The sequence below is a fragment of the Niastella vici genome (genome assembly GCF_002077945.1).
Classification (GTDB): Bacteria; Bacteroidota; Bacteroidia; order Chitinophagales; family Chitinophagaceae; genus Niastella; species Niastella vici.
In genome coordinates, this window is sequence record NZ_LVYD01000041.1 from 185757 (window position 1) to 208041 (window position 22285).

The following is a 22285-nucleotide window of genomic DNA, read 5'->3' on the forward strand; positions in this document are numbered from 1 at the left end:
CTTTCGGGTTGATAATCTGTTAAATGCAATTATGAAGATTTTATTACAGTATCTCAAACCATACAGATGGCTGGTAGTTTTAACGCTTGTTCTGGCGGCTGTTAATCAGGGTTTTTCATTAATGGACCCGATTATTTTCGGTAGGATCATCCGGCTCGCCGGGAACTATTATCACGATCCTGAAAAATACAAATCAGGTTTTTTTACCGCCACTTCCCCTTATTACGGAGTGATCTGGCTGTTACTGGCTTCAATTGGCGTTGCCATGGTGAGCCGGATCGCTAAAAATTTCCAGGACTACTTTTTAAACGTTATCATTCAAAAGTTCGGCGCCAAAGTATTTACCGATGGGTTGAAACATGCCATGCGCCTGCCTTACCAGGAATTTGAAGACCAACGCAGCGGCGAAACCCTGAGCGTGCTCACTAAAGTGAGGTCCGACACTGAAAAATTCATGAATTACTTCATCAACATTTTGTATGGGGTACTGGTAGGCGTTTTATTTGTGATGGTGTATGCTTCCATCTTTATCAGCTGGTACGTAGTGATTGCCTACCTGATTGGCATTTTTTTACTTACCTGGATCACCAACCTGTTGAGCAAAAAAATAAAAAGCATTCAGAAGAACATTGTATCGCAAACAACTGCCCTGGCTGGCGCCACCACCGAGTCGCTACGCAATATAGAGCTGGTAAAAAGCCTGGGGCTTACCAACCAGGAAGTTACCCGCCTGAACAAGAATACCTACAAGATACTTGGGCTTGAATTAACCAAAGTAAAGCGCGTTCGTAGCATTGCATTTGTGCAGGGAACTTTTGTGAATACCCTGCGCCAGGTAATTCTCTTCATATTGATGTACCTGATATTTGGCAAGCATATGGATCCCGGGCAACTGGTGACCATGCAGTTCTTCTCCTTCTTTGTGTTTGGCCCCTTGCAGGAAATAAGCAACATCATCATTTCCTACCGCGAAGCAGAAGCCTCTTTGAACAATTTCCATAACCTGATGCAAAAAGCGCCCGAGCGCCAACCCGAACATCCCAAACATCTCGGCAATATTCAAACGCTCGACTTTCAGTCTGTAATTTTCAAACACCAGACAGCGCAACAACGCGCCATTGATGATATCAGCTTTACGGTAAAGACCGGAGAAACCATTGCCTTTGTTGGCCCTTCAGGTTCAGGCAAATCAACCCTGATGAAGCTGCTGGTAGGGTTGTACCGCCCGCAGGAAGGCAAGATCGTTTATAACGGTATCGATGAAACTGATATCAATTTTGAAGACCTGCGCAACCAGATCGGTTTTGTTACCCAGGACACACAATTGTTCTCTGGCACCATTAAGGAAAACCTGCTATTCGTAAACACCACTGCCACCGAAGAAGACCTGTTGGATGCGTTGAAAAAAGCTTCCTGCACTAATTTGTTAGCACGTGCCGAAAAGGGCCTCGATACCATGATCGGTGAAGGCGGTCTTAAATTATCAGGGGGCGAAAAACAACGCCTGTCTATTGCCCGCGCCCTCATTCGTAAACCCCGGTTATTGATCTTTGACGAAGCCACATCTTCGCTCGATTCACTAACCGAAGAAGAGATCACCGATACCATAAAAGATATTTCAACGCAACGCAACCAGATAACGATCATGATCGCACACCGCCTGTCGACCATTATGCATGCCGACCGCATTTATGTGCTCGAAAAAGGCGATATAGTAGAAACAGGCAACCACGAAAGCCTGCTCGAAGAAAAGGGTCTGTATTATGCCATGTGGCGTCAGCAGATCGGAGAACGTAAAAAATTGGTTGCTACAGCCTAGCCCCTACCCCTTCGCCAGCTGGCGGAGAATAATAAAATAATCTTTCTAACTGGCCACTTTTAACAGTGGCCAGTTTTTTTATATGCCTGTATCATTGGGCAGTATCAGGCCACCATTGAATACCCTATAAACTTTTCGTAACTTTGCCCCTCATCAATTAGTGCGCCTCATGTCTGCTTCATCTAAACCCAATTACTTCTGGAGCATGTTAACTATGAAATGCCCCCGCTGCCGCCAGGGACAAATGTTCAAGAATAGTAATCCCTGGAACCTGAAAAAAGTGTTTGATATGCCTGCGCATTGTGAAGAATGTGGTCAGCAATTTGAACTGGAAGTTGGGTTCTGGTATGGCACCGGTTATGTGAGCTACGCCTTGTCTGTAGCCCTGTCGGTAGCCTCTTTTGTGGCCTGGTATGTATTGATTGGCATGAGTACAAAAGATAACCGTTTCTTCTGGTGGATGGGAATAAACATTGGGCTGCTGATCGTTTTACAACCCTGGCTCATGCGCCTGAGCCGGGTGATATACCTGTATTTTTTTGTGCGGTACGATCCTGATTACAAAAACACCCGGTCGAAGAAATTTGATTATGAAACCGGCTCCTATTATGAAGGCCAGGAACCACAACAATAAATAGCACCACTTTACTACTGCCTTAAAATAATTCCACGAGGTTGTATCATAAGTATGATGCAGCCTCTTTTTATTCGGGTACCTGAAGGAGGCCGGTAGTCGTTTAAGTGGTTCTCAGGTCCTTCATTTACTTTTGATACATCCTCTTTCTATTTTGACATAGCAGTCACCCCAAAAACCCTTCGGGGCCACAAATCCCACCCCGGGCCTCATTAAGGTAAAATATACAATTAAAACTGCTAAACCATTAGCAGTACACGAAAATAGTGCGGCTGAAACAGTAAATCTACCTGTTAGCTAGAGAATATTTAGCACTAGATTTGTAAGCTTCACTACTTTTTTATTAAAAAAAGAAATATACTTAAATGAAAAAATGGTCACTGCTGTTCTGGGTGTCTCCCTTATCCGTTTTTGCTCAACAAAAAAATGTAGTACAATATGTAAACCCACTCATTGGTACCCAACGCATGGGGCATACCTTTCCCGGCGCTACCGTACCGTTCGGCATGGTGCAACTAAGTCCTGATACCGACACCATTCCTTATGAAATGAACGGGAAATACAATCCGGACGTCTATAAATATTGCGCCGGGTACCAGTACGACGATAAAACTATTGTAGGCTTTAGCCATACCCACTTCAGCGGCACCGGCCATAGCGACCTGGGCGATTTCCTCATTATGCCTACTACCGGTACCCTACAGTTGAACCCGGGCATTGCCACCGAACCAAAAAGCGGTTTCAGATCGGCCTATTCGCATGCCAACGAAAAAGCCGAAGCCGGTTATTACAAAGTGCAATTAGACGATGATAATATCACGGCTGAGCTAACTGCCACTACCAGAACAGGGTTTCATCAATACACTTTCCCAAAAACAAACGATGCCCATATCATTTTTGATCTGATGCATGGTATTTATAATTACGATGATAAAAACGTATGGACGTTTATCAGGGTTGAGAATGATACCCTGGTAACCGGTTACCGCCAAACCAATGGCTGGGCGCGCACCCGCACCGTTTATTTTGCCATGAGCTTTTCAAAGCCCTTCAAAGAGTATGGCTGTAAGGACTTCAGCAAAAAACAGGTTTACCGGGGTTTCTGGCGTAAGTTCGACCAAAGCAAAAACTTCCCCGACCTGGCCGGTAAACAATTGCGCATGTATTTCAACTTTGACACCGAGGCCGGTGAAAAAATAAAGCTCAAGCTCGCTTTATCACCAGTAAGTACCGAAGGCGCTTTGTTAAACCTGCGAACTGAAATACCACACTGGGACTTTGAGCAAACAAAAGCCGCTGCACAGGCCGCATGGAATACAGAACTGTCAAAGATCGCCATTGATGCGGCCGATGCAGAAAAACAGAATTTCTATACGGCCCTGTACCACGCCTTCCTCGGCCCCACTGTATTTATGGATGTTGACCGTAAATACAAAGGTCTTGATCAAAATATTCATACCGCAGCCAATTTCACCAACTACACTACGTTCTCATTGTGGGATACTTACCGGGCGCTGCATCCGTTCTTCAATATCATACAACCTGCCCGCAATGGTGATATGATCAGCAGCATGCTGGCACATTACGATCAAAGCGTTTTACAAATGCTGCCCATCTGGAGCCATTACAGCAATGACAACTGGTGTATGAGTGGTTACCACAGCGTATCGGTAATTGCAGATGCCATTATCAAAGGCAATAAGTCATTTGATGCGGCGCATGCGCTGGACGCCTGTATCGCCACCGCCTCTCATAAAAATTATGAAGGCATCGGCAGCTATCTCGACAAAGGCTTTATCCCCGATGAAAAACTGGGTACTTCTGCCTCCACCACCCTCGAATATGCTTATGACGACTGGTCTATTGCCCAGGCGGCACAACATCTGGGCCGTTCGGGCATCTATGAAACCTTCATGAAACGGTCGGCCAGCTATAAGAACCTGTACGATGCAACGGCAGGCTTTATGCGCGCCCGCAAAGAAGATGGCACGTTTAAAAATGATTTTGATCCCCTTAGCACGCACGGTCAGGGATTCATCGAAGGCAATAGCTGGAATTACAGCTTTTTTGTACCACAGGACCCCGAAGGGTTGATAACCTTAATGGGTGGTAAAAAGAAATTCAGCGCCAAACTCGACACCCTGTTCACCATGTACCTGCCCGATAAATATTTTGCCGAAACAGAGGATATTACACGTGATGGTATTATTGGTACCTATGTGCATGGCAACGAGCCGGCCCATCATGTGGCCTACCTGTACAATTTTGCCGGGCAGCCCTGGAAAACACAACAACGGGTAAGAATGATCCTGAAAAATCAATATAAACCGGCGCCTGATGGGTTGGGCGGTAACGATGACTGCGGACAAATGAGCGCCTGGTATCTTTTTTCAACCCTTGGCTTTTATCCGGTAGCGCCCGGTTCTGCCCAATACCAGTTAGGCAGCCCGGCCATCAATAAAGCAGTGATACAACTCGAGAACGGCAACACCTTTACTGTTGAGGCCAATAACCAAAGCGATAAAAATGTGTATGTACAAAAAGTATTGCTCAATGGAAAACAATTAGAGCAGCCGGTGATCACTCATGAAGACATTATGAAGGGCGGCACGCTCACCTTCTTTATGACCGATAAACCTAAAAAGTAAATGCAACACCTGCATTGATCATAGTAAGGATTCCAATGTAAAAGCCTCCCGATGCATCAGGAGGCTTTTATTTTATGTCTATGGGTTAGTAAGTAATACAATATAACGATAAAATCTGAATATTATTATATTTTAAGTGGCTGCTTACTTCTTCAGTATTACCGTAAACACACTTCCCTTTCCAGGTTCACTCTCACAGGTGATCCTTCCATTTATTTCTTCCACTATCCTTTTCACAATTGAGAGTCCCAGGCCATAGGAAGCTTCTCCATCAGTAGGCTGTGATGATATCTTGCTGTATTTCGAGAACAGGTAAGGCAATTCCTCCTTATCAATACCCACACCCTCATCTTTAACTTTTATACTTATTGAATCATGCTCGTCGCTGATACCCATCCAAACATTTTTACCATGCGGCGTATACTTAATGGCGTTTGACAGCAGGTTCTCACAAATACGGCTTACCAGGTATTTGTCGCTTAGTATAAACAGCTTTTTCCCCAAAGCCTCTACATGTAACCGGATATCTTTTTTTGCAGCCATGGGTTTAAACTGGTCGATCATTTCTTCTGCGAAGGCCTTCAACTCAAACTTTTCCAACTGCATTTTATGGCTCCCGATATCGGCCCTTTCTACATCCAGTATTTGCCTGATCAACTGCTCACCATAGGCGCCGGCCTGTAAAATTCGGTTCATGGCTTTTTGTTGTTCAGCTGTTAACCGGGTTGTATCGTTTTGTAAAACCTGCCCCCATACCTGTATGGTGGCAAAGGGAGTGTTCAGGTCATGCGAAACGATGCTGATCAGTGAATTCTTTTCATAGTTCAGCTCTGAGAGTTTTTCGTTTTGCTGTACAATGAGGTCATTGGTTGCCTGCAGGCGGCGGTGGGCATTCCGCTTTATAACAAATCCGATAGCGATCAGTATCCCAATTATGGCCAGGGCCACGGCCACCAGGGTAAGCTCTCTGCTGTGGATGGTTTCCTTCTCTACTTTTTCCTGTAACAATTTATTTTCGGCTTCCCGTTCACCGGCATGAAATCGTTCCTGCAGGGCGGCAATTGTTTTGTAAGTATCACTGTGCAGAATAGCTGTATCAAGCGCATACCATTTTTTAATATAATTATAGGCTTTGCTGAAGTGGCCCCGGTACTCGGCCAGCTTGGCCAGCATGGAATAGCTGTCGGCTTCCTTGCTTTTCGATTCAAGCCGCTGCGCCAGTTCCATAGCGCTTTGCGCATACATGGTGGCTGAATCAAATTGGTGCTTTTCAATATACACATCTGCCAGGTTCAGCCTGGCCACCCATATCCCATTCAGATCGTTGTCGCGGGTATGCTTTATGAGGTTCTGTTTGAAAAAAGGCAATGCTTCCTCATACTTCTTTTCCTTGAAGTACAAATTGCCCAGGTTATTATAGGTGCTTGCCAAACTAATACGTCCCTTCCTTTCAAGCGGCCTGCCCAGTTGAACAGCCTTTTCGAGTAAGATACGTGAGCTGTCGTATTGTTTCAGCTGGGTGTAAATGACCGCCAGGTTGTTGTACGTGTTGATGAGCGAAGGTATCTTTCCATCTGCTTCAGACATGCGGGCGCATTGTAAATAGAACTCTTTTGCTTTCTCGGGCTCCCTGATGGCGAAGTAAGCAATGGCCAGGTCGCTCAATGCCACCATTTCATATTCCGGCGCATGTATCAGGCGGGCAGCCTCCAGCGATTGAAGATAATATTCAATGGCCTTCTCATAATTATTACTCAGGTCTTCATAGATACCTCTTAAACGCAGCGATAACACATTACCCCGGTTGTAATGCAGGTGTTCAGCTTCTTTTGAAATGTATTCGGCGTAATAATGAATGGAATCTATCTTGTCTTCAGAGAAATCGAGGCAACGGTCGTACAAGTTTTTCAAACGGGTTGTATCGACCTGAGCAAATGAACATACACTAATAATCAAAGCCCCTAAAAGCAGATAGTATTTCAACAGTATGTCGAATTATACTACCAAATTAAGGGTTTTTACTTATTATCAAAAGTAAATAGTGTAATAATGTAGCAATATGTAAATCTGACTTAATAAATGTTTGGGAAACAGCGAAAATATTAATCGATCAGCTTGTTCTTCAGGGCAAACTTCACCAACCCCACAGTATTATTAACGCCCAGTTTGGCGATCAGGTTCTTACGGTGGGTTTCTACCGTGCTTACGCTAAGAAAAAGTTTCTTGGCGATCTCTGAATTACTATACTCTTTACAAATAAGGGTAAGAACCTCTATCTCTCTTTTCGACAGTATCTCATCTACCTTCTTATCTTCAATAGTGACCGTATTCCTGAAGTCCTGGTTGGTATCGAGGATGTTGATCTCCTTACTGAAGTATTTATTGCCTTCCGCTACTGTTTCCAGGGCTTTGGTCAATTCGGTGATGTTGGTATTCTTCAACAGGTAGCCCTGTATCTCGTATTTAAGCAGTTTGTGAATATAACGGGTACCACGCATTATAGTGAGGTAAAGGATCCTGAGCGTGGGTTGAACTTCGCGGATCTTCAGCAGCAGTTCTTCTTCGCCAATATCAGGTAAATGCACATCGAGCAACAGGATATCAATATCTTTATTAGGCAGCTGTTTCAGCAGGCTTTCTCCTGTAAATGCTGAACCAATTACCTCAATGCCGGGTTGCCTGTTCAACAACAACACCAGGCCTTCAAGGTATAATTCATGGTCATCTGTTATAAAAACCTTCAACATAATCAAATTTAGGGACCGGTCTATTTTCAGGATTAATGGTTAGTTTTCCGATCCAAGGCAAATTAAAACTATTTATAGCAGGGCAACAAATTACGGGGCGATTCCATTTTTTAAAATTCCTTTTTGCGTAAAGGCGCCCAGTGCTTTTTAGCAGGTTTTAGCAACCGTTCGTTAGCATTGTCCTGTATCCCGGTCTCAATAAAAAATATAAAAAGCTTCCCGACAGAAGTCAGGAAGCTCCCATTATACGGATTAAATTTTCTACGTCATCGCGTCTTCAGCATGGGACGTACCTGTTGGGTGGTGCCGTTCTGGAAACGGGCATAATAAACACCCAATGGCGCCCCATACCCGTCGAATGTTACAGTATAGGTACCGGATGTATATACTTTGTCAGTAAGTGTTCTAACAACCCTTCCCATTGTATCTATCACTTGTACCAGCGTATGGCCACCCTTTGTATTAAATGTAATGGATGTGCTTTCAACAAATGGGTTCGGATAGTTTACGATCAGCTGTTCACCATCGCCCCTGATCACATCATCAACGCCGGTAGCGCCGCAGGCGGCATTCACACATAACGGGATGTTCTGGAAATTCTTGAGCAGAATAGTTTGAAGGTCGGTATCATTTACACAGAACCATTGCTTAAGAATAGAAGCATAAATACTTCGGAAATCGTATTGAAAAGGCACGTTATCATTACCACCTGCGCCGGTAGGAATGGCGGGGTTGGTGCCAATGATGCCTGCCCGTACATTCTTTCCAAAAACAAATACCGGTGCGGCTGCGCCGTGGTCGGTACCCAAACTGGAATTTGATTTTATCCGGCGGCCAAATTCCGAGAAGGTAAAACCAATTACCCGGTCATCAACACCCAGTCCTTTCAGGTCGTCCATAAAACATTTGATAGCGTCCGACACGCGGGCCATCAGTTTGGCATGCCCGCCTACCGATGTATCAGCAGCTTCTACCTGGCTCGAATGCGTATCGAAACCACCGGTGCTTACCATATATACCCGGGTCTTTAAACCACCTTTCACCAACCGGGCTACAATGCGTAATTGCTGGGCCAGGTCGTTGTTGCTGGGGTAAGAACCCTGTGAAGTGACTTTTGCTGCAGCCGCCCTGATGACGTTGGAGTATTGTTCGGTTTGACCCATTATCATTCTGATATAAGCCAGCTCCTTACCCCAGGGCGTATTGGGCACCGGGTCGCCTACGTTATCGAGGAAGTCGTAGAAGCTGGTAGGGTCGCTGATGGTCATACCCATGGGGAAGGAAGGCCCCTGCAAGGCAAGGGAGGCCACTGAACCGATCTGTATTGCCAGGGGATCGGGCATTTGCGCTGTTGGATATCCGTTGGGAAAGTTCGGATATTCAATATTCAGGTACCGGCCTATCCAGCCGGTGGTAAGCACCTGTTCCGAATCGGATGCACTCATCCAGATGTCGGTGGCCCTGAAGTGTGAGAAGTTGGGTGAAGGATAACCCACGGCCTGTATAATAGCCAGTTTATTCTCATTATACAGGGTTTGCAAACCAGTCATACTGGGGTGCAACCCCGTTTTTGAGGTACCGTTCAACGGTAATATCTTGTTCTGCCCTATTGCAATATTTGCACGGGCGTTATAATATTCTCTATAGGTTTCAATAGGTATCACCATGTTCAATCCATCGTTACCGCCGTTCAGCTGTATCATCACCAATACTTTATCGGTATCGGTAGTGGTACCCATCAGGGCTTGTACCAATGGTGATGCACCGGTGAAGGCTTTAACGGAAAAACCGTTTATCAATGCGGGCAACGTTACAGATGCAGGCAAGGTGTTTTTTAAAAAGTCTCTGCGCTTCATAAGATCGGTTTGATTGTTAAGCTAATTGGTACTCAGCCAGGTTCATAAAATATTTGAACAATGTTTGCAAACGGGTATACACGGTGGAGTAGGCAGTCATATCGCCGGGAGCACCTATATATGCATTCCATGCATTGCTCCAGTAATAATCCTGTGCTTGTCCACTCAGTAATATTTGCGTTTTAATGGTAGCTTTCAATGTATCGGAAATTGGCACCCGGTACATAATATCCAGTAAGGCATTGATCAGCGCATTGGGATCGGCTGCAATGGCATTGGTGAAATTATTTTTCACAAAAGTTACCGGATCAATGATAAGCTTCACACTGTTACGCATATACCCGTTACCAATTAACTGGTCAATAAACCGTTCGCGCTTGGGCATGGTATCGTGGTTGATCCACATTTCATAGAACATGGGTATCTGGTAATAAGCAGGCCATCCCGATACACTGGGCGGGTCGGCAATATTCTGTTGCATTATCACCGACTGGTTGCGCAGGTAATCCCACATGTAATATTGATTGTCATAATCTGTGTCGGGCGGAAATGCAACGTCAAACTCCCGCATCATCATAACCATCATTTCGAGCGGGCTCTTGATCAAACAACCCTGGCTAAGCGGATCGAAGAAATGTTCGCTTTTCAACAGGGTGGCCAGCACCGGTTTTATTTCCCAGTTACCGCTCACTAATTGCTGGGCCAGCGGCTTTATAACGTTGGTGAGGGTATCAGGTTCAATAGTGTAATAAACAAACCATGTGTACAGCTTTTTTACAATGAATTCAGAAACCTCTACCGATTTGTTGAAGATCATGGTGATGAGATCATTTATCTCAGCGTCTGCACCGGCGGCATCAGTTCTGCCGGCGATCACGGTTCCACCAAAAAAAGAAGAGAAGGTTTTGTTGGTTTTGTCGTGTGCATCGGGTTTGAAGTATACCGATTCATCTTCACCGGTTTTATCCTTGATGCGCCAGCCGGTAAGCACCCGGGCTGCCGCCTTTACATCGTCTTCAGTATAATTGGGATTGTTTGTTTTACCGAGGGTAAACAACTCCTGCAACTCACGCGCATAGTTTTCGTCGGGCGCTGTACTGGTATTCAGGTAACCGTTGAGGTAACGCAGCATGCACACGTTCATCGTCATATCCTTTACCAGCGTCTTAAAATTACCTACAGCGCTTTGCCGTAACAGGGTATTATACTTATAGCCATATGTGCCCCTTTCATAGGTGGCTGTTTCAGTTGAAAAATGGTTATGCCAGAACAGGGTCATTTTTTCCCTGATGCTTCTATCCTGGTTGATCATGGTGCCTATCCACCAGTCTTTGAGCGAATTTACCCGTTGGCTGTTTGCTGTACCATCTGTTGAAACGGTGTTCACCCAGGTGGCTCCCTTTGCTACTGAAATGTCTGGATCGGCCGCATCGATGTCGGTATTGTCGTAATTTTTCAATGGGGGCGAAGGCAGGGAAGTAGATACGTTCAACAATTCATCAACCGCCGCTGAAGGAGTCATACCAAGAAAATGATCAATGTCTGCTTTCTTTGCCCCGAACATGGTGCGCTTAAGCAAGTGCGCTACTTCTTTGGCTGTCCAGGTGCCTGAGTAAGGTGTTAATCCGGAGTAAATTTGACGCAAGCCTGCATAGGGCTTTGGAGAAGTAGCCTTGGCTCTTCTTTTCAGCGTGAAGAATTCTCTTCTATCCATAAGGTTGATTTTGGCAGATTGCTTCATTAAGTCGGCCTTTTGACTACATGATGACAATCCAATTATGGCAGAGCTTGAACAAAAATGTTGCCACTTGATGAAATGGGGATAAGTGCCGTACATTTTCATACGTCACTCGTACTATTACCAAAACAAAAAAAGCTGCCTCTTAATGAGAAGCAGCTTTCTATATAACAACTATTTTTACTAATTAATATTTTCTATAATCCCTGCTATTCCCTGCCCTCCGCCAACACATGCCGTAACAATACCATACTTCTTGTTAAGCCTTTTCATATCATGTGTAATTTGTATTGTTAGCTTACAACCGGTACAACCTAACGGATGGCCCAACGCAATAGCGCCGCCGTTAATATTTACAATATCAGGGTTCATTTCCAGCTTGCGAATAACAGCCAGAGCCTGTGATGCAAAAGCTTCATTCAATTCAACCAGGTCAATCTGGCCCAGGTTCATGCCGGCCTGTTTCAATGCTTTGGGCACTGCTTCAACCGGACCAATACCCATAATACGCGGGTGTACGCCTGCCGATGCACAGGCAACCAGCCGGGCAATAGGTTTTAATCCCAGCTCATTCACCATTCTTTCGCTCATAACGATAACAAATGCGGCGCCATCACTGGTTTGCGATGAATTACCCGCTGTTACGGTGCCGTTAGCTGCAAACACGGGCTTCAGTTTGTTCAATACATCAAGACTGGTATCTTTTCGCGGTCCTTCATCAGTATCCACTACATAGCTACGGGTTTTCTTTTTGTTCTTTTCATCGAGGTATACCTCTTCAACAGTGATGGGTAAAATGCCATTTTTGAAATAGCCATTCGAGATGGCGTTGATGGCTTTCATATGCGATTGGTACGAGAACTGGTCCTGGTCTTCGCGGCTTACGTTATATTCTTTGGCAACAGCTTCTGCCGTTAAGCCCATACTGAGATAATAATCGGGTTCATCTTTCGCAATGGAATAAGCCGGTACGGTTTTCCAGCCTGCGGTGGGCACCAGGCTCATGCTTTCGGTACCACCGGCGATAATACATTCGGCCATACCGCTTCTGATCTTGGCGGTAGCAATGGCAATGGTTTCAAGTCCAGAAGCACAATACCGGTTCACGGTAGCGCCGGGCGTATCAAAACCCAATGCCCTGGCAGCAATGATCCTTCCCACCTGTAATCCCTGTTCTGCTTCGGGCACGGCATTTCCTACCAGCACATCATCAACCCGCTTTGGATCAAGCTGCGGAACAGAAGCCATCAGTCCTTTGATCACATCAACGGCTAAGTCATCGGGCCGGTAAAACCGGAACCCGCCTCTTTTTGCTTTACCTACCGCGGTGCGGTAACCTGCTACTATATACGCTTCCATATATAAAGTTTAGCCCCACCCCTTAAAGGGGAGGTGTTAATTAATAATTTGTAAGTTCGATGGTTTATCAGTTCCTGGTTGCCAGTCGCCTTTCACGGTTCATCCTCTGCTGGCGCCCCTTTAACTATTCAGCTTTATGATCCCTTTCCTTTTCCCCCTGCTTACTACCCAAATGGCTATGGCTTTTGGCATCGCCTTCCGATCTCTTATTAGCTGTTGTTGCGTCGCATCATGCCGATTTTATCGGCATCCCGACCTCGGTCGGGACTTGTACGTTCGGTTCGCTACTCCCCTTACCCACATGGTTGTTTATGCAACTTTCTGTATCAAAGTTAAGGATTGGCAAGTGGAAAACAAAATCTGCCAGCCCCGCCCATGGTCGCCCGGGGTAGGGTGCCCTTTCTGTAAGGTTTCAGCAGTGATGCAGCCAGGATCAACCATATTATTACCGTTCCACAACCGTACTACAGCCATTGATGCAGCCAGGACCAACCGTACACCAGCCATACCACAGCCGTACTACAGCCATTGATGCAGCCAGGATCAACCGTACACCAGCCATACCACAGCCGTAGTTGTGCAGATGTTGAAAGCATCAATATGTTATGACAAGAGGCCTTTTCCCGAACACCCTGGTAATATACGCTTGTCTCCCTTTAGGGGGCTGAGGGGTTTTACTTATCTTCGCACCGAATTATGTATAACCTACTTCGCCGGCTGCTATTTTGTTTTCCCACTGAATCAGTCCATCATTTTAGCATGAACATGATGAAACTGGGCTGTTCCCTGGGTCCCGTTCGTAAATCCATTTCGTCTCAATACACCCCTGCAAATGGTGCTCTATCAAAAGAGCTGTTCGGACTGCGGTTTAAAAACCCGGTTGGATTGGCAGCTGGTTTCGATAAGAATGCCCTGTACCTCACCGAACTGGAAGCGCTTGGTTTCGGTTTTGTTGAAATTGGGACCGTAACGCCCAAACCTCAGGCTGGTAACGATAAGCCCCGGCTATTCCGTTTACCCAAAGACAAAGCCCTCATTAACCGCATGGGCTTTAATAATGACGGCGTTCAGGTAGTAGCGCAACGATTGAAAGATTGGCGCGAAAAACACGAGGGAAATCATAAAACGCAGGCTGTCGCCAATAATAGTTCTGCATCAAATGCAGGCTCCCATTCACCATTCACCACTCACCATTCCCGGCTCATTATCGGCGGCAACATCGGTAAAAATAAAGTCACGCCCAACGAAGATGCCTGGAAGGATTATGAGATCTGCTTCAAGGCACTGTTTGATTGCGTTGATTATTTTGTAGTGAATGTAAGCTCGCCCAATACCCCCGGGTTACGCGAATTACAGGAAAAAGACTCACTCCGCAAGATCCTTTCGCATTTGCAAACCATAAACCAGCAGGAAAGCGGCTCCGAAACCAACCGCAAACCCAAGCCTATATTATTAAAGATAGCGCCCGACCTTACTCCCCAGCAGATCGATGATGTTATTGACCTGGCTATGGAAATTAAACTGGACGGCCTCGTTGCTACCAATACTACCATCAGCCGCGAACAACTGCAAACCACCGGTGGGGAACTGCAAACCATTGGTGCAGGCGGATTAAGCGGCGCCCCGGTTCGCAAGCGTTCTACCGAGATCGTACAATATATACATCAAAAAACCAACGGTCAATTACCGGTTATTGCATCAGGTGGTATTTTTACGGCTGAAGATGCCAAAGAAAAACTGGCCGCCGGCGCTTCCCTGGTTCAGGTATGGACCGGTTTTATTTACGAAGGTCCCGCTATAGTTAAGAATATTTGTAATGGGTTGAAATAACAGGCCATTACTAAAATATTATTTATTTTTTTGAAACAAGTACACCCCAAAACCTACTAATAGAGCACTGGTGCAAAACCGGGGCACAACCATTGCTTGTTACACATTGCTCATTGGTTCTGCCACCTTATTTTTGCCCATCATTTTTTATTACCGACCACCATGCAAGAATTGTTTACTGTAGATGCTTTGATCAGCTTATTCACCCTAACCGTACTGGAGATCGTGTTGGGGATCGATAACGTGATCTTCGTTTCCATATTAATGGGCCGTTTAGATAGAAAACAGCAGCTAAAGGCCCGCCGTATCTGGATGTTTGCCGGTATTGCCGTTCGTATTGTTTTATTAATGGGTATCGGCTGGCTTGTGCACAATGATAAAATTGAAATATTTGGTTTCAGCTTTCGAAGCGTGCATTATTCCTTTCACCTGAGGAACGTAGTTATGCTCGTTGGTGGTTTGTTCCTGTTATATAAAACTGTAAAGGAAATACACCATAAACTCGAAGGTGATGAAGGTATGCATGAGGGCAATGCTAAAAAATCATCGTTTGGTGCGGTAATTTCCCAGATCATTATCATTGATATGGTATTCTCTTTCGACAGCATCATTACCGCAGTTGGTTTGGCGAACAAAGTTCAAATCATGATTGTGGCCGTTATCATTGCCATGATCATCATGTTCTTTTTCTCTGATAAGATTGCCACGTTCATACATAAGCATCCTACCCTTAAAATGCTGGCGCTGGCCTTTTTATTAATGGTTGGTTTCAGCCTGTTCTTTGAAGGGTTAGAGCCGCTTCACGGCCAAACCATTGACAAAAGATATATCTATTTTGCAATGGCCTTCTCGTTTGGTGTTGAAATGCTGAATATGTGGATGTTTAAAAGAGCCAAAAAACAAAAGGTTCAACTAAACGAACCCATCGTTAAAAAAGAAGAGCAGAACACTGTTTAATCACCAGGCAATACGCTATTAAAAACAGGCAATAGGCAAATCGCTTATTGCCTGTTTTTTTGGGCTTCCCAAATGTTTTCTTTCTACACCCCATTGCCTGGCGCCTTCAACAACACCGCCGCCACCATACCGGCAGTTTCAGTACGCAGGCGGGTATTGCCCAGCGTTACAGGTATAAAAAAATGTTCTGTGGCAAACGTTACTTCTTCGGGCGAAAAATCGCCTTCAGGACCAATTAATATAATTTGAGAAGGAAGGGAATCATTTACCAGTGCGGCCAGGCTTTGTTTTGGACCGGGCATGCAATGCGCTATGAATTTTTGTGTGTTGTCAATTATATCCTCCTGCTTCAGCAGTTGTCCAAACCCTATCGGTTGATGCAATACAGGCAACCATGCCTGTTGCGATTGCAACATGGCGCTCACCAGAATGTTTTGCATGCGGTCGAACCTGAAATGCTGTTTTTCAGTTCTGTCGCAAAGAATAGGAATGATCTCGGTAATGCCCAGCTCAGTGGCTTTTTCGAGGAACCATTCAAAGCGGCTGGCATTTTTTAATAGCGAAATGGCTATGCTGGTCTTGCGGCCGGTTTGTGGAATGAATTGTTCATTCAGCACCGTTACCCGGCATCGTTTTTTATGGTCGTCGGCAATGGAAGTAAGTAATAAAAAACCTTTTCCATCGGTAAGATGCAGCTGCTCGCCTTTTTTCATGCGCAATACATTCACCACATGTTTCGAGGTATCTTCATCAAGCTCTATTTCCGGCTTTCCGGCAACAATATCCGAAATGTAAAAAAGCGGCAGGTTCATTATAAATTCTTTGCTGCAAAATAATGCATATTATATACCATGCTATGCGTTAAAATCTTTTATGGGGTTTGCGGCTGGTATGAAAAACGGAATAAACAACTATGTTATCACGATTAATTTCAAAATAAACTACAAATGGAAATGATTTTATGGAAGCCTGCCTGAATACGGACCTGGCTATTTTGTAATGTAGTGGGGTGCGTGATATTTTATTAAATACGGCTTCCAGTTCCACAATAAACCGCTCCCCTAATCCTGGGGTTTGTTCTTCATACCATTTATAGGCCTCAAAAATTTCTTCTTCGGCCTCCCCTCTGATCTCCAGTTTATAAGCCATCCTTTTTCCTGATTCTATCCTTTACTTCGTCCCAGGTGTATGATTTCCCCTCTCCCTTCAAATATTTTTCCCTTCTATCTTCCAGTATTTGTAACTGATCAGCTGATAATTCATAGGTAGCCCCCGGCCCCATCTTTGAAGAAATAATGGTATATACTGCCTGCAAAAAAGCCTCATCATCTATTTCCTCAATGGCTTTATACAGGTGCTTTTTTATATCTGCTACAGACATATTCAATGACTTTACTCAAATTTAATCATTTCTTACCCAAAAAAAAGCCCCCTAAAACCGGGGGCCTTTCAGAATAACAACCTTAAAATCTTAATTCAGAATATTGTATCTGTCCTGATATGTCGGGATTAAAACGGGGCTTCATCATCATCACCATATGGCATATCGTTCATTTTGCTGCCAGCCTGTATGTACAGCTTGGCGCCATCGTCGCCACCGGCTGCACCACTGCCACCACCGCCATCGGTTGGTACCGGTTTCCAGCTTCCACCGCCACCGCCCATGCCCAAACCACTGAAATCATCCCCTTCAAACTCCACAAACTTTTGAATATGCAACTGGGCTCTCAGCCTGATGGTTTCCAGCGAACCGTTACGGTGTTTGGCTATACGCACGTGGGTTTCCCCTTTATTGCTTTCTCCCATTTCATTGGAAGTAATATCGTAATACTCGGGACGGTAAATAAACATTACCATGTCGGCATCCTGCTCAATGGCACCCGATTCACGAAGGTCACTCAATTGCGGCATCTTGTTACCATCTTTACGCGTTTCAACCGCACGGCTTAACTGCGACAGGGCAATAATGGGAACATGCAACTCCTTCGCCAACATTTTTAAGTTACGTGAAATGGTACTGATCTCCTGCTCACGGTTGGTGTTCTTACCGTTACCGGCGCCACTCATCAGCTGTAAATAGTCGATGATGATAAGGCCGATATTGTGTTTGGCCTTCAGGCGGCGGCATTTTGCGCGCAGTTCAAATACGTTCAGGGCCGCTGTATCATCAATAAAGATGGGCGCCTGCGCCAGTTTTTGAATACCCTTGGCATACAGTTGCTTCATTTCATAATCTTCCATCTTACCGCGCGATATCTTCTCAAGCCAAACCTCACTTTCGGCGCTCAGGATACGTGTTACCAGCTGCGGCGAACTCATCTCAAGGCTGAAGAATACAATGGGCGTTGGGCGGGTAGCACTCAATGCTGCATTACGCGCCAGATTAAGGGCGAATGCCGTTTTACCCACGGCAGGACGGGCAGCCAGGATGATCAAATCGGAACCCTGCCATCCATATGTCACTTTATCGAGCGAAGGGAAACCGCTTGGCACTCCCGTAATATCCTCGGTTTTGTGGCGCATATCTTCGATACGTTGTACGGTTTGCACCAGTACGGTATCGATACTGTCGTAGTTCTTCTTCATGTGGTTATTGGTGATCTCGAACAGCTTTGCCTCTGCTTCATCGAGCAGGTCAAACACATCGGCGCTGTCTTCATACGCGTCACCAATAATTTCGCCACTGATCCGGATCAGTTCGCGTTGAATGAATTTCTGTAAAATGATCTTTGAGTGCGCTTCTATATTGGCTGAAGAAACAACTGAATTCGTTAAACGGGTTACGTAATAGGGCCCCCCCACCATTTCCAGCTCTTCCTTTCTGCGCAACTCTTCCACCACCGTTAAAATATCGATGGGCTGGCTTTTTTGCTGCAAGCTTAACATGGCACGGAAAATACGCTGGTGCGAGTCTACATAAAAGCACTCGGGCTTCAGTATCTCCACAGCTACGTCAAAGGCGTTCTTCTCGAGCATAAGTGCGCCCAGTACCGCTTCTTCCAGGTCTTTAGCCTGGGGCGGAACCTTGCCGTATACCATGGTATTCAGATCAATAGAGCTGCGGCGGCGTTGTTTTCGGTCTTTGTTGTTCAGATTAGTTAGATCCATCGTTAACGTCTACAAAAATTTAACCATTGGTTTGATAAAGTTTTTACAAACAGGAACTCTCAAGGCGTTGAAGTGATTCTGTTGCGCGGTGCCACTTCTGATTGAAATACTGCCAACCAATGACGATCAGGGTTAGTATTGATGGATAAGGTTTGTTACGAAAATATTATTGCACTGTTAACGCAATGTTACCCCACAAGGTCAGGACGGCGAATATAGACCCCTCTCATACCCGGAAAAAAAATTTACAGTTCTATATTTAATAACAGTAATCCACAGATCAATCCACGAAAATACGGCACTTATTCACACAATCAAGCATACATATTCACAATTTACAAAAGTTTGCCACCCTTCTTAAAACGAAATTCACACATCATGTGCGTAAGAATAATAGCCCTAATATTTGGTGAGAACAACGGGAAAATAAGATGTAGGCGGGATGGGAATTTCCGCAATTTTATAGGTGAAAACGCCTATCCACACAGCATTTTCCGGATATGGGATGGCTGTAACCGGCTGTAATCGGTAATTTCAGCCCGCCGGTACCCCGCTAATGGGCCACCCGTCCACTTTCCAGCATTTATTTTGACCAGTGGCATAAAATTGGCGTATATATAGTACAGGAATCGGAAAATTAAAACGTCAAATAAAAAGATGATGCTCGTATTTTAAATTTACCCGGAGAACCGTAAATTAGATTCTTTAATTTCAACACCGACCATGCGCGTATACCAGTTGCGGCATTATGAAGTAATGATGCCTGAAGAAAACAGTAAAGAAGCACAGCACCTGCTGTACTACGAACGGCTTTGTTACGACCTGCTAACAGCGCATGCGATCAGTTTTTCCCACGCCGTGGAAGTAATGAAATTGAAAAATGGCCGAATTGAACAACGTCCCGGCCGCATCCACCGCATTTTAAACGCCGCCGAAATTCCCCCATTCGTTTTTATTGTTTGTAAGAATTAACCCTCCACCACCTCCTCCTCATAGCCTCCTTATTTATTGCTCAAACCCGGCAACGGGAAACTGGCACTCCCAATTAAATCGGGACAGGCGCGGTAACCGCCCATTACCTATCTTTGCTGCCATCGTTGAACTAAAAAAATCATAGACTCTTTCATGACTATTTCCTATAACTGGCTTCACGATTATTTGCCGGTAACCATTGAACCCGAGCGGCTTAGTAAATTATTGACCTCTGTAGGGCTCGAAGTGGAGAGCCTGGAAAAATATGAAAGCCTGAAAGGCGGGTTACAGGGACTGGTGATCGCTGAAGTGCTGGCTGCCGAAAAACACCCCAATGCCGATAAATTAACCGTTACCAAAGTAAATATCGGTTCAGGCGATCCCCTGCAAATCGTTTGCGGGGCGCCCAATGTGGCAGCCGGTCAAAAAGTAGTGGTGGCCACCGTAGGTACCACCATTTACCCCAAAAAAGGCGATCCGCTCACCATGAAGATCGCGAAGATCCGTGGGGTAGAAAGCTATGGCATGATCTGCGCCGAAGATGAGATCGGCCTTAGCGACGACCATGCCGGTATTCTGGTTTTACCCGCCGATGTAAAAGTGGGTACCCCGGCGGCAGAATATTTCAAACCTTATACCGACTATATCTATGAAATAGGCCTTACCCCCAACCGTATGGATGCCATGAGCCATCGTGGCGTGGCCCGGGATGTGTGCGCCTATTTATCCTACCACGATAACCAGGACCTGAAAGTAAAGGCCCTGCCAGTGGGTGATTTTAAAACAGAGAATACCTCCGTCCCCATTACCGTAACTATCGAAAATACCAATGCCTGTCAGCGCTACAGCGGGGTAAGTATTGCCAACGTTACAGTAAAGGAAAGTCCTCAATGGCTGCAGGATAAACTCCGCGCCATTGGCCAGCGGCCTATTAATAATATTGTAGACATCACCAATTTTATACTGCACGAAACCGGTCAGCCCCTCCATGCTTTTGATGCCGATAAGATCACAGGCAAAAAGGTACTGGTAAAAAACCTGCCCGAAGGCACGCCTTTCATTACCCTCGATGAAAAAGAAAGAAAGGTGAATGCAGAAGACCTGATGATCTGCAATGGCAACAGCGAACCTATGTGTTTTGCCGGGGTATTCGGCGGTCAGCACAGCGGGGTAACAGCTTCTACCAAAAACATCTTTCTCGAAAGCGCCTGGTTCAACCCGGTTGATATTCGCAAAACATCTTTCCGCCATGGCCTGCGCACCGATGCAGCTACCCGTTTTGAGAAGAATGTCGATATCAGTAATACCGTTAATGTAATGGAACGGGCCGCGCTGCTTATTAAAGAACTGGGTGGTGGTTCAATTGCTTCTGAAGTAATAGATGTATATCCCAACCCCGCAAAGCAGCCTCAGGTACAGTTGAAATATGCTTTCCTCACCAAACTGAGCGGAAAGAGTTACCCGGCTGCAGCTGTGAAGAAAATACTGGTGGCCCTGGGTTTCACTATAGAAAAAGAAAGTGCAGAAGAGATACTGGTATCAGCGCCATTCAGCAAACCCGATATTCACCTGCCGGCCGATATTGTGGAAGAGATCATGCGTATTGATGGACTGGATAACGTAGAAATACCCCAGGCCATTACCATTTCGCCTTCGGTTGAAACAGACCGTAACAAACATATTTACCGCGAAAAAACGGCCAATTACCTGGTAGGGCTCGGCTTCAACGAGATCTTTACCAATTCCATTACCAATGCAGCTTATTTCGACGAGCAGGAACTGAGCACGGCAGTAAAACTGCTGAACAACCTCAGCGCCGATCATAATATCATGCGCCCCTCCATGCTGCAAACCGGTTTGGAAGCCATAGCGCATAACCTGAACCGCAAAAACAACGACCTGCGCTTTTTTGAATTCGGTAAAACCTATAGCACATCGGGCCCCGGAAAGTACAGCGAGCACGAACATGTATGCCTGTATATTACCGGCCAGGTAACCGAAGATGCCTGGAAAGGAAAAGGCACCACCGCAGATATCTTTTACGGGAAAGGCATAGTGGCAAGAATATTGCAATTGACTGGCATTTCCAGGGCCAGCTTCGCTCCCCGGGCCGAAGGCGGTAATTTGGTAAATGCCCTTCAGGTTACTATTAATAAAGATGTAGTAGCTGAATTAGGTGTGGTTACCTCGCAGGAGTTGAAGCGTTTTGATATAAAACAACCGGTGTTTTATGCCGATCTGGACTTTGAATTATTACTAAAATACATTTCCGCCACCTCTATAAAAGCCAAAGAATTACCCCGCCAGTTGCCTGTACGCCGCGACCTGGCCATGGTAGTACCTAAATCCCTTCCCTTTGCTGACGTTGAAAGCACAGTAAAAAAAGTAAAACTCGACAAGTTACAGTCCATACAACTGTTCGATATTTTTGAAAGTGAAAAGCTCGGGGCCGATAAGAAATCGCTCGCGGTAAGCTTTACCTTCCTCGATGAGGAAAAAACACCCACCGATAAAGATATTGACGGTATGATGAATAAAATCATGAATGCCCTGGAAACAAACCTACAGGCAGAGATCAGGAAATGATCCCGGGTTGTGCGGTAAAGGAACCAGGCTA

Annotated in this window: 16 protein-coding genes; 7 read left to right on the plus strand and 9 right to left on the minus strand. The window is 45.4% G+C overall.

Annotation, left to right across the window (positions count from 1 at the left end; all coding sequences use genetic code 11):
- Positions 1-31: 31 nt before the first annotated feature.
- The 3 genes from A3860_RS10450 to A3860_RS10460 all read left to right on the plus strand — a co-directional run bounded on the left by A3860_RS10450 (position 32) and on the right by A3860_RS10460 (position 5101).
- A complete protein-coding gene (locus A3860_RS10450; protein ID WP_081146623.1) occupies positions 32-1819 on the plus strand; it encodes an ABC transporter ATP-binding protein in 1788 nt (595 codons plus the stop codon).
- A gap of 169 nt (positions 1820-1988) precedes the next feature.
- Complete coding sequence (locus tag A3860_RS10455; RefSeq protein ID WP_081146624.1) at positions 1989-2453, plus strand: DUF983 domain-containing protein; 465 nt, start codon at positions 1989-1991, stop codon at positions 2451-2453.
- A gap of 365 nt (positions 2454-2818) precedes the next feature.
- Positions 2819-5101, plus strand: coding sequence for a GH92 family glycosyl hydrolase (locus tag A3860_RS10460; protein ID WP_081146625.1), 2283 nt, complete (start codon positions 2819-2821; stop codon positions 5099-5101).
- A 144-nt stretch (positions 5102-5245) separates the two neighbouring features.
- Here the strand turns inward: A3860_RS10460 and A3860_RS10465 are convergent, their stop codons facing one another.
- From A3860_RS10465 to A3860_RS10485, 5 genes are all read right to left on the minus strand, one after another.
- Positions 5246-7012, minus strand: a complete 1767-nt coding sequence (locus tag A3860_RS10465) for a tetratricopeptide repeat-containing sensor histidine kinase (protein ID WP_143774046.1) — start codon at positions 7010-7012, stop codon at positions 5246-5248.
- Positions 7013-7203: 191 nt separating this feature from the next.
- The gene (locus tag A3860_RS10470) at positions 7204-7848 is read right to left on the minus strand and encodes a response regulator (protein ID WP_081146628.1); all 645 of its coding nucleotides are present in this window, start codon (positions 7846-7848) and stop codon (positions 7204-7206) included.
- 266 nt (positions 7849-8114) lie between these two features.
- Positions 8115-9704 (minus strand): DUF1501 domain-containing protein, encoded by a 1590-nt coding sequence (locus A3860_RS10475; protein WP_081146629.1) that lies wholly within the window; start codon positions 9702-9704, stop codon positions 8115-8117.
- Between the two features lie 16 nt (positions 9705-9720).
- On the minus strand, positions 9721-11418 hold the full coding sequence (locus A3860_RS10480) for a DUF1800 domain-containing protein (protein ID WP_158085197.1): 1698 nt from the start codon (positions 11416-11418) through the stop codon (positions 9721-9723).
- A gap of 207 nt (positions 11419-11625) precedes the next feature.
- Complete coding sequence (locus tag A3860_RS10485) at positions 11626-12801, minus strand: thiolase family protein (RefSeq protein ID WP_081146631.1); 1176 nt, start codon at positions 12799-12801, stop codon at positions 11626-11628.
- 696 nt (positions 12802-13497) lie between these two features.
- Here A3860_RS10485 and A3860_RS10495 point away from each other — a divergent pair.
- Positions 13498-14631, plus strand: a complete 1134-nt coding sequence (locus A3860_RS10495) for a quinone-dependent dihydroorotate dehydrogenase (RefSeq protein WP_081146634.1) — start codon at positions 13498-13500, stop codon at positions 14629-14631.
- A gap of 162 nt (positions 14632-14793) precedes the next feature.
- Positions 14794-15588: a TerC family protein gene (locus tag A3860_RS10500; protein WP_081146814.1), complete on the plus strand. Its 795-nt coding sequence runs from the start codon at positions 14794-14796 to the stop codon at positions 15586-15588.
- An 83-nt stretch (positions 15589-15671) separates the two neighbouring features.
- On the opposite strand, the gene A3860_RS10505 is transcribed toward A3860_RS10500, so the two are convergent.
- The 4 genes from A3860_RS10505 to dnaB all read right to left on the minus strand — a co-directional run bounded on the left by A3860_RS10505 (position 15672) and on the right by dnaB (position 18696).
- Complete coding sequence (locus tag A3860_RS10505) at positions 15672-16400, minus strand: RsmE family RNA methyltransferase (protein ID WP_081146636.1); 729 nt, start codon at positions 16398-16400, stop codon at positions 15672-15674.
- 49 nt (positions 16401-16449) lie between these two features.
- Positions 16450-16737 (minus strand): type II toxin-antitoxin system RelE/ParE family toxin, encoded by a 288-nt coding sequence (locus A3860_RS10510; RefSeq protein WP_081146637.1) that lies wholly within the window; start codon positions 16735-16737, stop codon positions 16450-16452.
- Entirely contained in the window at positions 16727-16969 is a 243-nt protein-coding gene (locus A3860_RS10515; protein ID WP_081146638.1) for a hypothetical protein, read from the minus strand. Before A3860_RS10515 ends, A3860_RS10510 begins: the two co-directional genes overlap by 11 nt.
- Positions 16970-17097: 128 nt before the next feature.
- Entirely contained in the window at positions 17098-18696 is a 1599-nt protein-coding gene (dnaB, locus tag A3860_RS10520) for a replicative DNA helicase (RefSeq protein ID WP_081146639.1), read from the minus strand.
- 723 nt (positions 18697-19419) lie between these two features.
- Between dnaB and A3860_RS10525 the strand changes: the two genes are divergently transcribed.
- Both A3860_RS10525 and pheT read left to right on the plus strand, forming a co-directional pair.
- Complete coding sequence (locus A3860_RS10525; protein ID WP_081146640.1) at positions 19420-19668, plus strand: hypothetical protein; 249 nt, start codon at positions 19420-19422, stop codon at positions 19666-19668.
- A 153-nt stretch (positions 19669-19821) separates the two neighbouring features.
- Positions 19822-22254: a phenylalanine--tRNA ligase subunit beta gene (gene pheT, locus A3860_RS10530; protein ID WP_081146641.1), complete on the plus strand. Its 2433-nt coding sequence runs from the start codon at positions 19822-19824 to the stop codon at positions 22252-22254.
- Positions 22255-22285 lie beyond the last annotated feature (31 nt).

Bases quoted from the DNA above. Each gene is read 5' to 3' on its own strand.
- A3860_RS10450 (WP_081146623.1), top strand. From the start codon at position 32: ATGAAGATTTTATTACAGTATCTCAAACCATACAGATGGCTGGTAGTT.
- A3860_RS10455 (WP_081146624.1), top strand. From the start codon at position 1,989: ATGTCTGCTTCATCTAAACCCAATTACTTCTGGAGCATGTTAACTATG.
- A3860_RS10460 (WP_081146625.1), top strand. From the start codon at position 2,819: ATGAAAAAATGGTCACTGCTGTTCTGGGTGTCTCCCTTATCCGTTTTT.
- A3860_RS10470 (WP_081146628.1), bottom strand. From the start codon at position 7,848: ATGTTGAAGGTTTTTATAACAGATGACCATGAATTATACCTTGAAGGC.
- A3860_RS10475 (WP_081146629.1), bottom strand. From the start codon at position 9,704: ATGAAGCGCAGAGACTTTTTAAAAAACACCTTGCCTGCATCTGTAACG.
- A3860_RS10480 (WP_158085197.1), bottom strand. From the start codon at position 11,418: ATGGATAGAAGAGAATTCTTCACGCTGAAAAGAAGAGCCAAGGCTACT.
- A3860_RS10485 (WP_081146631.1), bottom strand. From the start codon at position 12,801: ATGGAAGCGTATATAGTAGCAGGTTACCGCACCGCGGTAGGTAAAGCA.
- A3860_RS10495 (WP_081146634.1), top strand. From the start codon at position 13,498: ATGTATAACCTACTTCGCCGGCTGCTATTTTGTTTTCCCACTGAATCA.
- A3860_RS10500 (WP_081146814.1), top strand. From the start codon at position 14,794: ATGCAAGAATTGTTTACTGTAGATGCTTTGATCAGCTTATTCACCCTA.
- A3860_RS10505 (WP_081146636.1), bottom strand. From the start codon at position 16,400: ATGAACCTGCCGCTTTTTTACATTTCGGATATTGTTGCCGGAAAGCCG.
- A3860_RS10510 (WP_081146637.1), bottom strand. From the start codon at position 16,737: ATGGCTTATAAACTGGAGATCAGAGGGGAGGCCGAAGAAGAAATTTTT.
- A3860_RS10515 (WP_081146638.1), bottom strand. From the start codon at position 16,969: ATGTCTGTAGCAGATATAAAAAAGCACCTGTATAAAGCCATTGAGGAA.
- dnaB (WP_081146639.1), bottom strand. From the start codon at position 18,696: ATGGATCTAACTAATCTGAACAACAAAGACCGAAAACAACGCCGCCGC.
- A3860_RS10525 (WP_081146640.1), top strand. From the start codon at position 19,420: ATGCGCGTATACCAGTTGCGGCATTATGAAGTAATGATGCCTGAAGAA.
- pheT (WP_081146641.1), top strand. From the start codon at position 19,822: ATGACTATTTCCTATAACTGGCTTCACGATTATTTGCCGGTAACCATT.